Source organism: Candidatus Tisiphia endosymbiont of Ditula angustiorana (genome assembly GCF_964026425.1).
GTDB lineage: Bacteria > Pseudomonadota > Alphaproteobacteria > Rickettsiales > Rickettsiaceae > Tisiphia.
Map to the genome: position 1 here is coordinate 376,528 of NZ_OZ032143.1, position 15,721 is coordinate 392,248.

Below are 15,721 nucleotides of genomic sequence, written 5' to 3' on the forward strand. Positions count from 1 at the left end.
AAACATGACCAAGATTAGGTTGTGTTAAGTTATTTTAGACCCCTGCTTACGCAGGGGTGACATCGTAAGATCGTATTTGGATTCCCGCCGTTGCTAAGAATGACATACTAGTGTTCCACGTGGGCAATATCGTAGCTAGGATGACATCTTTTCAAATTCTCTTCATAATTTTTAAACTACCATGGCGGTTATATACTAAAAAAAGTTATTATTTGCAGTAGACACCACACCCCCTATTCTCTATAATACTGCTATCTTCAAGGATTTTACAATATTAAGAGCCTAAATTATACCCCAAATTTGAGATTGCTAAGTTTTAATAACTCTTGATTTGCAAATATGTAGAGTCAGTATAATTCCCAATTGAAGAGGTGAATTTAATAAAGAGAGTTTAGTATGAATAAATTGTTGAATATAATTCACCCCCATCCTTCTAAAGACATATCAGATAAAATTGGGGGCAAAGAGAATTATATCAATATGACGGTAGGCAATCCAAATTTCAACTTTCCTGAAAAACTTTTGAATAGTTTAAAGGCTACAATAGAAAACAATGATAGCACTCTTAATAAGTATGCAGATTCAAGAGGTTTTTACCCTTTACGTACCGCGATTGCAGAAAGATACAAGATAAAATACAACATTAAGCTGCAACCAAATAACCAAATACTTGTTACTAACGGTTGTGCGGAAGCTATTTGGTTAACAATCTTTACTGCAACTAACATAGGAGATGAGGTAATAATTCCTGATCCATGTTATATGCTTTATGAACCTATTGTTATTTCATTAGGACGTTTACCTATAAGAAGTGCTACTTCGCATCTTAATAGATTTGAATTAGATTTTGACGATATTTTAAAGTGCATAACTCCTAAAACCAAATTAATCATCATTAATACTCCGTGTAATCCAACGGGTACAGTTTATACTTTAGAAACATTAAAAAAATTGTACCAAATTATAGTAGAAAAAGATATTTATCTTATGCAAGATGAAGTTTTTGATGATTTTATCTTTACAGGACAACCTCATATACCAATAATTAAATTTTGTGATAACATGCATAATTTAATTGTTGTAAACAGCTTTTCAAAAAGATTAGGAATTACTGGTTGGAGATTAGGATGGCTAGTTGCATCAGAGAAGTTTACTGCACAAGCACTAAAGGCTCATACTTATAATTGTTTGGCTGTTAACACATTGATACAAACAGCAATAGCTGAGGTAATGAATGATCAAGAGGTTATAAATACGACCCAAAGTAATGTATCACTGTTAGAGAAAAAGCTAACTCGCTTTTTCTCTTCACTGCAAAAAATTGATGGTTTTGAGCTTGATAAAGCTCCAGATTCAGGTATGTATTTATTTCCTAACATTAGTACCTTATACAAAAAAATTCCTAATAGCTATCAGAATAATTCTGCAAGTGAATCTGTTGCTAATTTTCTTTTAGATAAAATTCATGTTGCGGTTGTCCCTGGGACAGCCTTTGGTAAAGCCGGAGAAAATCATATAAGAATATCTATAACTGGCTCAGAAGAAAGTTTATTAGAAGCGATAGCAAGGCTTAATACACAGTTAATAACATAATAGACATACTCCATTACAGTATGTCTAATTTTTAAGGATCATTATTAATGACTAAACTTACCACTGAAGAAATTAGAAGTAAATTTATAAGTTATTTTGTTGCAAATAATCATATGCACGTTCCAGCTAGCTCCCTAATTCCTCATAATGATCCTAGTTTAATGTTTGTTAATTCCGGGATGGTACAATTTAAAAATGTTTTTACCGGTCAGGAAACTAGAAACTATCAAAGAGCAACTACTAGTCAGAAATCACTACGGGCTGGTGGTAAGCATAATGATCTTGAAAATGTTGGTTATACTGCACGACATCATACATTCTTTGAAATGTTAGGTAATTTTTCTTTTGGTGATTATTTTAAAGAACAAGCAATATATTACGCGTGGAATCTCTTAACCAAGGAATTTGCTATAGATAAAGAAAAATTGTATGTAACTGTTTATCATACTGATGAAGAAGCGGCTTCATATTGGAAAAAAATTGCTAATTTAAGTGATGACCGAATTATTAAAATAGCAACCAATGATAATTTTTGGTCAATGGGAGATACCGGACCTTGTGGACCATGTTCAGAAATTTTCTATGATCATGGAGATAAGATACCAGGGGGCTTACCTAGTACAAAAGATCAAGATGGCGATCGCTATATTGAGATTTGGAATATGGTCTTTATGCAATTTGAACAATTGGATAGCAATACTAGGATTGCCTTACCTAAACAATCCGTTGATACCGGCATGGGGCTAGAACGTATTAGTGCTGTATTGCAAAATGTATATGATAATTATGACATAGATTTATTTAAGGAAATAATTGCTTATACGGAAAGTATAGTAAAAGTTAAAGTAGAAGGGGAAGCAAAATTTTCTTACCGGGTTATTGCTGATCATTTACGAGCTTGTGCCTTTCTAATTAGTGATGGTGTCATGCCGTCTAATGAAGGCAGAGGATATGTGCTAAGACGTATTATGCGTCGGAGTATGAGGCATGCACATATACTTGGTAGCAATGAACCTTTAATGCACCGATTGCTACCCAAATTAGTAGATCTTATGGGTGCAACTTATCCTGAACTGAAGAGAGCTGAGGCTTTTACCCGTAGTATCTTGGAACAGGAAGAATTAAGATTTAAAGCAACTCTTGAACGAGGTCTTAAGCTGCTTGACGATGAAACAAAGCAACTCAGTAAGAATTCGCAGCTTTCAGGAGAGATAGCCTTTAAATTATATGATACATACGGTTTTCCCATTGATTTAACTGAAGATATATTAAAAAGTAAACAGATATCAGTTGATCTTGATAGCTTTAATAATAGGATGCAAGAGCAAAAAGAAAGGGCAAGAAAAGCTTGGTTAGGTTCAAATGAGTCACAAATTGATCAAATATGGTTTGATATTAAAGGCGAATTTGGTAGTACTGAATTTTTGGGTTACTCTTTGGATAAAGCAGAAGGTAAGATATTAGCTCTAATTAAAGACAATAAGTTAGTCAACAGTATAGAAACTAGCGAAGAGCAATTTATTCTAATTAGTAATCAAACTCCTTTTTATGGGGAGTCTGGTGGACAGATGGGAGATATAGGATTTATCAGATCAGCAGGCAATAAAATTAAGGTAGTAAATACTTTAAAGCATCTTGGTTCAATAATTGCTCATATATGCGTTTTACAGGAAGGAACAGCTATCCAAGTGGGAGATAATGCTGATTTTGCTATTGATGTCAAGTACCGTAAAAATTTAAGAATTCATCATTCTGCAACTCATATATTACATGCAGTATTACATGAAGTGCTGGGGAAACATGTAACACAGAAAGGATCTCTCGTAGCACATGATCGTCTGCGTTTTGATATTAGCCATATGACAGCACTAACAAAACAAGAAATTATATTGATAGAAGATAAGGTAAATCAAATTATCACTGATAATTTTAAGGTTACTACAACATTAATGTCAACAGATGAAGCTATTAAGGTAGGGGCTATGGCTTTATTTGGTGAGAAATATGATTCTGAAGTAAGGGTGGTAGCAATGAGCAACTCGCTTGAGTTATGCGGTGGCACGCATGTTAATAGAACTGGGGATATTGGAATATTTAAAATTACTAGCGAAAGTGCTATTGCAGCTGGCATTCGAAGGATAGAAGCTGTTTGTGGTGAATTTGCATTAAAATTAATTAGACAAAACGATACTGTAATTGATGACTTGTCTTCAACCTTAAAAATAGGTAAGAATGAAATTACTGATAAAGTAAATAACCTGATTGCTAGTAAAAAACAATTAGAAGATAAGTTAGTAGCTACTCAGGTCTCTATGCTTGATTTGAATATTGAGCAAATTGCCAAAGAATCAATCCATGTATCAGGTATAAATTTTGTCTATAAACTAGTACAAAACTTGGATACTAAAATATTACGCTTATCTGCCCAACAAATAGCTGATAAGTCGGATAATCTAGTGATTGTATATATAGGTATGCCTGATTTGCAGGGTAAATTATCTATTACTATTGCGGTTAGTAAAGAAATTAGCAATAAGGTACATGCAGGTAACTTAGCTAAAGAAGTGTCTGTATTCCTTGGCGGTAGCGGCGGTGGTGGTCAGGCAAATATAGCCCAAGCTGGTGGCATGGATGTAAGTAAAGTAGGAAAGTTACAAGATATGATAAGAGAGTTGTTATCTAAGTTCTGAATTATTAAACACCGGCTATATACACGTCAATTCGGGATAAGGATATTGAGAACATGTAGATTAAAATCAAATTTTGTTGAAGGTTTATTTTTCTTTAATGAATAAGCAACAAGAGTAGATAATATATGGACAAAGGCATTTATTGGTGATCTATGTCTAGTATGTTCAAGGTTCATTTTATTTTTTAGATAATCAAAAACTGTTTCAATTAAGTTACGCTTTCGAAGTAAGATTTTTTCTTTCAAATCCATTAATTTATTTTCCATATTCTTCTTAATTCCATGAATCATTTTTAAGCCTCTTTCATATAAATTTAAGAACAAATTTTGCTTAATATAACCTTTATCAGCTGCTATAATTCCAGTTAATCTTTTTGTTAACTCCGGTACTGGAATCCTATCATCTACATTGCCTTTGGTCACTTTTAATGCCATAAACTCCCCTTTATTATTGATTATTACATGTAATTTAAAACCATAAAAATACCCCATAGAGGATTTACTATGTTTGGCTAATCCTTTAAAAACTTTATTGCTATACTCGATGAAAATCAACAATTGCGTTGTCGTTGTCCAAGACCTGCGGTGCTCACGTACTAATGTACGCTGTGTTCCTCGGCTTGGACACTCCTAGCACTTGTTGATTTTGATCTTCGTCTACCAACTCTTCATTTACGAGCAGTATATAACGCCTTTTATTGTGACAAGCTTTAATCGTTGTAGAGTCAATAAAATAAATACCTGTTTCCTCACCAAACAACAAATGAATCAACATATTTAGCGGTATGAATAATCGTGCCATTAATTCAACAAATCTATTATAACTCAAGGCTTTAGGGAAATCATCCTTATGCATGCACTCTATATAACTTTTATAGAAAAATTTAAAATTCTTAGCATAGGATGTATGAAACATAATTATTATTGTTAACATTTCACTTAAACTCATGCTACAACAGCGATTTCTCTGCTTATTTGATGGTAATAACTTTCTCTGTTCATACTCCAAATAAATTTTACAAAAATCATCTATAAAACTATATAATTCTGTGATATCTTTTTTCATGCCTGTAGTTTGTTTTTTTGTTTAAAAATATAAATACTGCAGGCACTCCTTTTTGACAATCCTTTTATCTATTACTATTTCATCTATATCTTATCCCAAACTGACGTGTAATAGCCTTAAAAGCATCTTAAAACGCATTTGCTTGTCCCAGTTAATACTATACAAGATATTGAAATTGCAGCTGTAAGACTTAGATGTATTGGCTTGCAATCATAAACACAAATTCTAGCAATCAAGGAAAGTTTTTGATTAAGGATGTTAGACCAATAGCCTCTACTTTTTCAGATAATTTAAAATTGATGTCTCCAGGAAAAATAATTTTTATTTGATCAAGTTTTAAATCTTCTAAACTGATTTTTATTGATGGGGTAATTTTAGGAGTATCAGTGTACTTAAATTCAAATCCTATACGTTTACCATCTTTGAAAATTAAAAGGTCTATTTCTGCCATGTTATGAGAAGACCAAAAATAACACTCTTCTGTTTCTGCATTGTAATATCTAATGGTTTGTTCTAAGGCAAAACCTTCCCAAGATGCACCTATTTTAGGGCTATAAATAATAGCTTCACTATTATTTAGTCCTAAGAGAGTATGATAAATGCCACTATCTCTAAAATAGATTTTTGGTGTTTTAACTTGTCTCTTTTTTAAATTTTCATACCATGGTTGCAAGACTCGAATCATAAATGTTCCTTCTAAAATATCGAGATAATGCTTTGCCGTGTGATAAGAAATACCTAAAGATTTACCTAACTCTGAAGCATTAAATATCCCTCCGTGATAATGACAAATCATAATCCAAAACTTACGTAACTGCATTGCAGGTATCGAGAATCCCAAATTTGGTATATCTCTCTCTAAAAAGGTTTTGATATAATTTTGTCGCCATAAAAAACTTAATTCATCACTTTTAGCAAGATATGATAAAGGGAATCCTCCACGTAACCATAATTTGTTAGTGTCTGAAATTTCTGATATCTCAAATGGAGTCATTTCTATGTAACCAATTCGTCCAGCCAATGTTTCTGAACTTTGTTTAATTAGGTCTTTTGAGGCACTTCCTAATACTAAAAACTTAATATTTTCTCTGTCGGCTAATACTCTAAGGATAGAAAATAAATTGGGTTTATATTGGATTTCATCAATAATAACGAAACCTTGTAAGTCGGAAAGAGCAAGCATAGGTTCTCTAAGTCTTGCTAAATCTAAAGGATTTTCAAGATCAAAAATATTAATTTGGGGGATCTTTTTTAAACTAGCAAATTGTCGAGAAAATGTTGTTTTACCGCACTGCCTTGGTCCAAGTAATGCACAAACTTTATGAATTTGAAAATGTTGCTCAACTAGTGAAAGGAATTTTTGTCTAAGCATTTTAATTTACTAACTATGAAAATTAGCAATTATACTTCTAATTTTCATAGTTAGTAAATTATTTTGTGCTTATTAAGGATTTCTAGGGTGTGTCATCAATTAAGTTGACAGGAGCGTTTATTTGTTGTGTAATAGAGAAAAAATTAAGGATAAATTTTCTCTATGCGTCGATATGCTCTACGTGACGATCAATGGGATCGGATTAAAGATAAGCTACCTGGAAGGGAAGAGTCTGTTGGTGTAACAGCCAAGGATAATCGCCTATTTGTAGAAGCAGTCTTGTATCGATATAGGGCTGGTATACCTTGGAGAGACCTACCTGAACGTTTTGGAGATTTTCGAGTGATTCACCTACGTCATTCAAGGTGGAGCAAGACAGGTGTGTGGAAAAAGGTTTTTGAGATGCTGGCTGAAGATGCTGATAACGAGTATGCCATGATTGATTCAACCATTGTTAGGGCTCATCAACATAGTGCCGGTGCTAAAAAAAAGAGTTAGATGATGACCAAGCAATTGGACGAGGTAAAGGGGGGCTGAGTACTAAAATCCATGCCACATGTGACGCTCTAGGGAATCCAACGGGATTCCATCTTACCCCGGGTCAAGCTCATGATTTGCAAGGATCTGATGTTTTGATGAATGAATTGACGAAAGCGGATGCTGTACTGCTGATAAGGCTTATGATGCCGATGTACGTATGTGAGATAAGCTGAAAGATAAGGGATGTATAGCTGTGATTCCCCCAAAGAAGAATCGTGTGAATCCAGCTAAGTATGATAAGGACCTATATAAAGCTAGGCATTTGATTGAGAACTTTTTTGCAAAATTGAAGCAATATAGAGCTATTGCAACACGATATGACAAAACATCTCAGAACTTTTTGGGTGCTGTTTATATGGCTTCCATGGTAATTTGGCTCAATTGATGACACACCCTAGAAGAGTTAGATTCTATTGTAAAAATATGTGGTGGTTATAAAAAATTAGGTTTAACTCCAGTAATAAAACAATCCCCTGAACTTAGTAAAATAAAACAACAATCTGTTAAAATGGAAAAAAAAGCAGACAAACTAATGGCTAAGTTAGAAACAACTACTCAATCTTTGCGTAAAGAACTTAACAAAATACAAGCACTAGCTGATAATTTACTAGAATCAGATCCCTATAAAGAGAAATTAACCATTTTTGTTAAATTAAAGCTAGAGGAGCAAGAGGCAATTAGGACAGGTAATCCACTACCAAAAAGTAAAGAAAAAGATGAAGCCTTAAGAAGAACTGAGGCAGCTAAACAAATTGATCAAGGAACAAATAATAATCCAGCTAATTATTGTAAAACTCTAACAGATCGTATGATAAAAAAATTCATTGGTAGTGATTCTCAATTGCATGGAGAAAAAGCCGAAGAAAAAACGAGCTTGGTTTGCAATGTTAATCCTAAGCCTAATGCTAATATAATACTACCACCAGTACAAACACCACAAGTACCATCAAAAAAAAACCAAGTACATAAGAGGTAACTATGCCAAGCAAGAAATTTTTATATATGGAAGAAACAAGCAAATTTACTCTTGTTTCCTAGAAGATTCTTTTTAACAGCAATATTTAATATTATGAGTGAATTTGTACAAGGCAGAGTGATCCAACCTCAAACTAGCTTAACGAAAGAGCAAAAAGAAGCTGTGGGTCTACTGTCGATAGGAACATTCTTAGAATATTTTGATCTCATGCTATATGTCCATTTAGCAGTATTGCTGAATGATCTGTTTTTCCCCCCATATGAAGATATAGCAGCTGCTGGGAATGTTCTCCAAATTTACCTAAATCTACTGCTAAACTTTCTGATGTAATAAGGGTAAGTAAAATGCCAATTATTCCATAACTAAGATATAAGAACCTAGCTATTTTCTCAAATGCAGATCTTTTTATTACTGTTAATTTACGAAACTCATCATCTCCAAAATCTTGTAATTACATATATTCCATGATAAAGATTATTTTTATTTTTTATCATCATGATCATTTATTTTAGGTTACATAAGAGGTCTAATATAGAAATTACTTCTATGTCCTATTTTTGCTATTCATAACATTGTTTAGTTATGTCTGTAATCTGTAAGCACTTCATCAATAACACGCCATGATTGTGTAACTTCTGCAGCATTTGTACCCGGGAGACCTGCTGCTACAATCAAGGTCTTCCATAATGTCCATGCACGACCGCGAGTCCAAGTGCCAGCATCTAACGGAAGCATTGTTCGAAAGATTTCCCGACTTTTTCCTTGAAACAACGTCCAAGTAATCGCCAAATCACAGGCTGGGTCGCCGATCCCTAGCCCTCCAAAATCAATGACAGCACTTAACTTTCCTTCTTGCACTAGCAGGTTGCCGGTGCTGAGGTCACCATGAATCCATATTGGTGAACCTTGCCAAGTAGTAGTAAGAGCTTCTTCCCAAATTTTAGTAGCAGTGCTGACATCGATCTTGTTACTTAATTCAGAGATTGCTTGTCGTGTCTCAGTGTCGTAGATCATTAGAGGTCCACCACGATAGAAGTTATGTAAGCCTGGTAGAGGTCCGTCCGTGGGATCAATGCTTTGCAGAGCGATGAGAAATTGTGCGAGACTGGTTGCGAAGTCATCTAGGTCGACTATGTGTGCAGATGTAGCAGTTTCGCCCTCAATCCAGCGATAAATGGACCATCTCCATGGGTAGCCCTCACCAGCTTCTCCCATTGCTACAGGCAGTGGAATTGAAAGTGGCAGCAAAGATGCCAACCTAGGCAACCACTTTTGCTCTTTTTCTACCTGTATTGCATACCTCTCAGCACTTGGCATGCGTACAAGCATGTACTTACCCAAGCGAAATGTTCTGTTGTCCCAACCACTAAGTTCGACCGGTTGAACAGGCAAATCTCTAAATTGTGGAAACTGGGTGGCTACTAGGCAACTCACAAGTTGACTGTCTATCATTAGTTATTTACCTATCATTAATTTCTTATTATGGGATCAGTTTGTAGGATTAGTTCATAACACTCCCATATTTCTTAATAGCCTTTCAGACTATTTTCTAGATTCCCGCCGTTGCTAAGAATGACATCGTTTCATCGTATATGTCCATACCATCATCCCTGCTTCCATTTATGTCATTCCCGCGAAGGTAGCAGAATCTAAAAATATTTAATAGCTTTCTGTGCTATTTCTTTAGCCCCTGCACCGAAGCAGGGGTTGTAAGATCACCCTTAACAGGGGGATGAGTTCGATGCAAGACATTGAGAGTAGTTAAACTTATGTTTACACTAACTATTGATTATGACTTTTAAATTGCCCTGCTTATTCATTACTTCCGTGACAATATTTATATTTCTTGCTAGAACCACAGGGACATAACTCGTTTCTAGCCACTTTTCCCCAACTTGATGGGTCTGATTGCACTCTATCCTGTGGATTGACTTGAGTTTTGATGGTTTTAAGTTGAGTTTCAATACTAACACCAGCATTATATTTATTAAAAGCTGGATCCTCCCTAGTTTCTCGCATTGTCTTTTGAAGTTTTTTATTTTCCAAAGACATTGACTCTTTTTTAATATGGCTAGTATCCATATGGAGATGACAAACTCTTTGGATAAATAATTCCTTCAAATTATCGAGCATTTGTTCAAATAAATTGAAAGCTTCTCTTTTATACTCGTTAAGAGGATCTTTTTGGGCATAAGCCCTTAGTGATATACCTTGTCGTAAATGATCTAAATTATGTAGGTGATCTTTCCATACTTGATCTAAAGTTGTTAGTAAAATATACTTAATTGCGTCATTCATCAAGTTAACGCTATATGCTTCATCTTTTGCTTGGTACAAGTCATTTACCATTTGTACAACGTTAGATACCACCTGTACTTCGGTAACATCAGCTTTTGTTATAGATTCATGATGTAGTTTTATAGCAAAAATACGCTGCAACTCTCCTGTTAGAGCGTTTATATCCCAGTCTTCTCTATAAGAACTAGGTGGAATAAAAGTTAATACCACTTTTTCCACCAGTTCTTTTGTCATGTTAGTTAAAAAATCATGTGCATCTTTTGACTTAATGATGTCACTGCGTTGTTCATAAACTATCTTACGTTGATCATTCATAACATCATCAAAACGTAATAAATTTTTACGTATTTCGTAATTATGTCCTTCAACTTTCTGTTGAGCTTTTTCAAGTGAACGACTAATCATAGGGTGATGGATTGCTTCACCATCTTTTAAACCTAACGTTCTTAAAACTCCGGAAATACGGTCTGAGGCAAAAATACGCATCAGATCATCTTCTAAAGACAAGAAAAATTTTGTATTGCCTGGATCACCTTGTCTACCAGCTCTTCCTCGTAACTGGTTATCTATCCTACGACTCTCATGCCTTTCAGTACCTATAACAAATAATCCTCCAGCCTCTATTACACGCTGCTTCTCTTCAGCTATCTGCTCTTTTATTTTTACTATTTCTAATTCATATTGCTCTTTTGGTAGATTCTTTAGAGATAGTTGTTCTATTAGCATTTCTGGGTTACCGCCAAGCATAATATCTGTACCACGACCTGCCATATTTGTGGCGATAGTCACAGCCTTAAATCGTCCAGCTTGAGCTATAATAAATGCTTCCTGCTGATGAAATTTTGCATTTAAAACATTATGAGTTATTTTATTTTTGGTAAGTAAGTTAGAAATTTCTTCAGACTTCTCTATACTAACCGTTCCAACCAAAACAGGTTGACCACGATCATAACATTCTTTTATTAATGTTAGGATAGCTTCATATTTATCTTGTTTACTGCCATAAATCTCGTCATCATAATCAACTCTAGTAATTGGATTATGGGTAGGAACAGCAAGAACATCAAGATTGTATATGTCTTTTAGCTCTGCAGCTTCGGTCATTGCTGTACCAGTCATGCCTGATAATTTGGGATAATTCCTAAAATAGTTTTGGAAAGTAATAGAAGCCAAGGTTTGATTTTCATTTTGAATTTGTACATGCTCTTTTGCCTCTAGTGACTGGTGTAACCCTTCGGAATAGCGTCTACCTTCCATAACGCGTCCAGTAAATTCATCAATAATCATAACTTTTCCATCGCGTACTAAATAATCAACATCACGATTGAAGAGGATATGAGCTCTTAATGATTGATTGATATAATGAACCAAACTTAAATTTTCAAAATCGTAAAGGCTTGAATCTTTTTCAATAAGACTATTAGCTACAAGCATTGATTCTACATGAGTTATACCATTCTCAGTAAGATTAACTGTCCGTAATTTCTCATCTTTTTCGTAATCTTCATCTTTAAACTGACGAACTAATTTATCAATTATGCTGTATAAATCTGAGCGATCGTCTACTGGACCTGATATAATTAGCGGAGTTCTTGCTTCATCAATTAAAATTGAGTCAACTTCATCAATAATAGCGAATTTAAAAGGGCGAAGTACCTTAGAATCTTCACTATATTTCATGTTATCTCTGAGGAAATCAAATCCAAGCTCGTTATTAGTTGCATAAGTAATATCTGCTCTATAAGCGTTACGTCTATCATCATCACTGATATTAGCGATGATACAACCAACAGATAACCCTAGGAAATTATGAATTCTTCCCATCCACTCAGAATCACGTGTTACTAAATAATCATTTACCGTAACAACATGTACCCCTTCACCAGTAAGAGCATTCAAATATGCGGGTAATGTGGCAACTAAAGTTTTCCCTTCTCCTGTACGCATTTCAGTAATCATACCACGGTGCAATATCAATCCACCAATTAGCTGAACATCAAAATGCCTCATCCCATAGACTCTTTTTGAAGCTTCCCGTACAACAGCAAAAGCTTCATAAGTTAAGTCATCTAATGACTCACCATCTTTTAACCTTTGCCTAAATTGCTCTGTTTTATTTCTCAAATCATCATCAGAAAGTTTTTGTATTGAAGGCTCGAGCAAATTAATTTTTTCAATTTCTAGAGATAGTTTTTTTATACTTCTATCATTTGCTGTGCCGAATAATTTTTTAAGTAAAGAAAGCATTTATATCCTAGATTCAAATTAGTAAATATCCTGTAAAATATGATATTTTATGATATTTATCAAACAAATTGTAAATAGCTGTTGACGTAGAAGGGTTATCCTTATAAAATCCAGCTATCATAAACAATATATAATAATGGATAACAAATGAAAAGAACAACTATAATTTTTTTAGCTGCTAGTTTACTTGCGAGTAATGCTTTTGCTGATGAAGATAAAATTGTTGCTACCTACAAAGGTGGTGAAGTAAAAGAATCACAGGTTATGCAACAATTCCAACCTTCTTTAGATACCCAACCAAGTGCTAAAGGAAAAAAGTTTGCTGATTTCGATGCGAATATACAGGAAATGTTAGTAAAGGGCTATCTCGATACAAAATTGCTTGAGCAAGAAGCAAAGAATTCTAATATTGAATCTTCAAAAGAATTCCAATCTAAGTTGAATATCGTAAAAAACCAATTGCTTCAACAAGAATTGATGGAGCGTTATGTAAAATCTCATGTTGATGAGAAAATGATTAATGCTGAATATGATAAATTAGTTGCTAGCCTAAAAGGAAAAGAGGAAGTAAAAGTAAGTCATATTTTGCTTGCAACTGAAAAAGAAGCGATAAATGTAAAAAATAGACTTAATAAAGGAGAAAAATTTGCTAAGCTTGCTAAGGATTTCTCAAAAGATGAAGGGTCTAAAGCAAATGGTGGAGAAATAGGCTATATTACTTCTGGACAGCTAGTACCTGAATTTGAAGATAAAGCATTATCAATGAAAGTAAATGAAATCTCTGCTCCAGTTAAAACCCAATTTGGTTGGCATATAATTACTGTACTTGATAAAAGAGCTGCACAAATACCTTCTAAGGAGGAAGCTACTGCTGGTATAACCAATCAACTTAGTAGAGATGCTATATTAAAGTATGTTGCTGATCTTGAAAGTAAAGCTGATATCAAAATAATGTTACCAAAGTCACAAATAACAAATGAGACTAAAAAATAATCTAACACCTTAATTTGATGTAAGATATTGGTTTAATAGCCTAGGGTGTCATCCCTGCTAGGGTCTAGATTCCCGCGAAGGCGGGAATCTAGACCCCTGCTTTCGCAGGGGGGATGACATCGGAGTTGTTAAACCAATGTCTTACATGTCATCCCAGCGAAAGCTGGGATCTAAAACTATATAACATACCTTCATGCTATTTTTTTAGACCCCGCTACCTTCACAGGGAGTGACAGCACTTCTATCACGCAGGAATCAATAATCCGCCTTGGTTTATCCTCAACGTGTTCTTGACCCCTCCAATGCCTTGCTAATCGCTTTACCTAGGGCTTCTGTTGATTTGGTAAAGTTATTATAAGCTTTTCCACGCTCTTCTGGAGATTTACCAATAGATCCTATTAAAGCGATAGTAGATTTTAAAAAATCACCGAATTGAGTGATAACTTTTGGGGTTTTCATATCTTTCATAAAATTATCTGTGAGATTATGTAAGTCATCAACTATTTCAGTAAGATTTTGTGGACTTGGCTTAACCCCTATTTTTCCTTGTATTTTCCGCAAATTTCTTGCAGCGTCTGGGCTTACTTGAGCAACTTTAGAGTTAACTTTTTGTAATCCATCTCGGAGTTTGTCTATTATCTCATCATCATTTGGTACAGTATCAACAAATTGCTCTACCTTTTGTTCTACCTTATCCGCTAATCTTCTTGCCCCTTTTTTTAATTGTTCTACAAAGCTTTTTGGCATTTTATCCTCCATTTATTGGTTATTATTAAAAATTTTTATGATGTCCTGTTATAGTAACCTCAGTTTGATGTAAGACATCGGTTTAATACCACGATGTCATCCCTAATGGCGATGATTACTTGAGCCTACTATTAATTTATTACATCAAACTGAGATTATAGTAATATAATTAAACTTCTTGAAATAGTCGTCTTTTTTTAACAGAAATCTAATAAATTAAAATTACTTAACTACTACCAAATAATTGCTGTAAATTTTTCCATTCTAAGTAAGTTGTAGGATCGCTAGGACACATGCCAAAACCACATTCAAAATAAGTTGCAAACACATTAACAAGAGTGATAATTATCAAACTAATCTCAATTAATGTAGGTACAAAACTAGGATAAAATTGTAGTATACTAAATTTACTTAGAATAAGGCTAACTATAGGGATTATAGACATTAATAGGATTAAAGAAAAAGAAATTATTGCTGACCATGTATAAAAATGTAACCCAAGAAAAGTATTACCATATCCTAAATCATGGGGTAAAATATGCAGCAAAACCTGCCTAATCCCTACCATCAACGTATAAACACTAGAGGTGAATATAATCATATCATATTTCCAAGAAGGATTATATATTATGCTAAGTAGTGCTCCAAGTCCGATAGCAATAAAACCGAATCTTTGTAATAAACATAAAGGGCAGGGTAGTTCATAATAAAAAAATTGGAAAATAAAGGCTACGACATTTGTTACTATACATAAAATAGCAATAGCAATATATATAATTGTAGGTCGGCTTAAAACTGGATTCATAACAAATTAAAATGAGATATTTAAGTGGTCAGTAGCATGTAAGTAAAAATAGATACTAGCTATTAAAAAATTAATATAAAATAATGGTATGATATAATTATAGCTCTTTTGGGTATTTCTATGCCTATTAATTGTAAAAACATAAAACATTAAAATAAATATCAAGATCATAATTACCACTACTACTGCCTGTTAAAGCCTAGTTTGCCTCTAGGCAAAGAAAATGTCAAGATATAATTGCGTATATGCTTAGTGCTAATATTATTTATGATATAATTAAAGTGAATGAGCCTACTTTTTAAGGAAGTTGCCTTAAAAATAAAACAAAATAGTTGCTTTAAAGAAGAATATTATCTAGCATCAATATAATTAGAACTTAAGAATAGGGTGGTAAA

General features: G+C 33.9%; 11 protein-coding genes and 2 pseudogenes. 6 read left to right on the forward strand and 7 right to left on the reverse strand.

The genetic code is table 11. The annotated features are described in order from the left end of the window. Nucleotides 1-396: 396 nt before the first annotated feature. Complete coding sequence (locus AAGD29_RS01630) at nucleotides 397-1,593, forward strand: pyridoxal phosphate-dependent aminotransferase (RefSeq protein ID WP_341758267.1); 1,197 nt, start codon at nucleotides 397-399, stop codon at nucleotides 1,591-1,593. 47 nt (nucleotides 1,594-1,640) lie between these two features. Next, nucleotides 1,641-4,283 (forward strand): alanine--tRNA ligase, encoded by a 2,643-nt coding sequence (gene alaS / locus AAGD29_RS01635; RefSeq protein ID WP_341758268.1) that lies wholly within the window; start codon nucleotides 1,641-1,643, stop codon nucleotides 4,281-4,283. Nucleotides 4,284-4,309: 26 nt separating this feature from the next. On the opposite strand, the pseudogene AAGD29_RS01640 reads toward alaS, so the two are convergent. The 3 genes and pseudogenes from AAGD29_RS01640 to AAGD29_RS01650 form a co-directional block, all read right to left on the reverse strand. Then, nucleotides 4,310-4,816: pseudogene (locus AAGD29_RS01640) on the reverse strand (IS982 family transposase); the annotation flags it as partial. A gap of 55 nt (nucleotides 4,817-4,871) precedes the next feature. Then, a complete protein-coding gene (locus tag AAGD29_RS01645; protein WP_341758269.1) occupies nucleotides 4,872-5,348 on the reverse strand; it encodes a transposase in 477 nt (158 codons plus the stop codon). A gap of 232 nt (nucleotides 5,349-5,580) precedes the next feature. Then, nucleotides 5,581-6,720 carry an ATP-binding protein gene (locus AAGD29_RS01650; RefSeq protein WP_341757348.1) on the reverse strand — a complete coding sequence of 380 codons (1,140 nt, stop codon included), beginning with the start codon at nucleotides 6,718-6,720 and terminating at the stop codon, nucleotides 5,581-5,583. Nucleotides 6,721-6,882: 162 nt separating this feature from the next. Here AAGD29_RS01650 and AAGD29_RS01655 point away from each other — a divergent pair. From AAGD29_RS01655 to AAGD29_RS01665, 3 genes and pseudogenes are all read left to right on the forward strand, one after another. Further along, nucleotides 6,883-7,645, forward strand: a pseudogene (locus tag AAGD29_RS01655) (IS5 family transposase). Between the two features lie 123 nt (nucleotides 7,646-7,768). Then, nucleotides 7,769-8,236: a hypothetical protein gene (locus AAGD29_RS01660; RefSeq protein ID WP_341758270.1), complete on the forward strand. Its 468-nt coding sequence runs from the start codon at nucleotides 7,769-7,771 to the stop codon at nucleotides 8,234-8,236. Between the two features lie 93 nt (nucleotides 8,237-8,329). Next, nucleotides 8,330-8,566, forward strand: coding sequence for a hypothetical protein (locus tag AAGD29_RS01665; protein WP_341758823.1), 237 nt, complete (start codon nucleotides 8,330-8,332; stop codon nucleotides 8,564-8,566). Nucleotides 8,567-8,812: 246 nt separating this feature from the next. Here AAGD29_RS01665 and AAGD29_RS01670 read toward each other — a convergent pair whose 3' ends face one another. Further along, entirely contained in the window at nucleotides 8,813-9,688 is an 876-nt protein-coding gene (locus tag AAGD29_RS01670; protein ID WP_341758271.1) for an aminoglycoside phosphotransferase family protein, read from the reverse strand. A 360-nt stretch (nucleotides 9,689-10,048) separates the two neighbouring features. Then, the gene (gene secA, locus AAGD29_RS01675) at nucleotides 10,049-12,781 is read right to left on the reverse strand and encodes a preprotein translocase subunit SecA (protein WP_341758272.1); all 2,733 of its coding nucleotides are present in this window, start codon (nucleotides 12,779-12,781) and stop codon (nucleotides 10,049-10,051) included. Nucleotides 12,782-12,928: 147 nt separating this feature from the next. On the opposite strand from secA, the gene AAGD29_RS01680 reads away from it, so the two are divergent. Then, on the forward strand, nucleotides 12,929-13,774 hold the full coding sequence (locus tag AAGD29_RS01680; RefSeq protein ID WP_341758273.1) for a peptidylprolyl isomerase: 846 nt from the start codon (nucleotides 12,929-12,931) through the stop codon (nucleotides 13,772-13,774). A gap of 279 nt (nucleotides 13,775-14,053) precedes the next feature. Here the strand turns inward: AAGD29_RS01680 and AAGD29_RS01685 are convergent, their stop codons facing one another. Then, on the reverse strand, nucleotides 14,054-14,521 hold the full coding sequence (locus AAGD29_RS01685; RefSeq protein ID WP_341758274.1) for a hypothetical protein: 468 nt from the start codon (nucleotides 14,519-14,521) through the stop codon (nucleotides 14,054-14,056). A 226-nt stretch (nucleotides 14,522-14,747) separates the two neighbouring features. Beyond that, a complete protein-coding gene (locus AAGD29_RS01690; RefSeq protein WP_341758275.1) occupies nucleotides 14,748-15,326 on the reverse strand; it encodes a disulfide bond formation protein B in 579 nt (192 codons plus the stop codon). Between the last annotated feature and the right edge of the window lie 395 nt (nucleotides 15,327-15,721).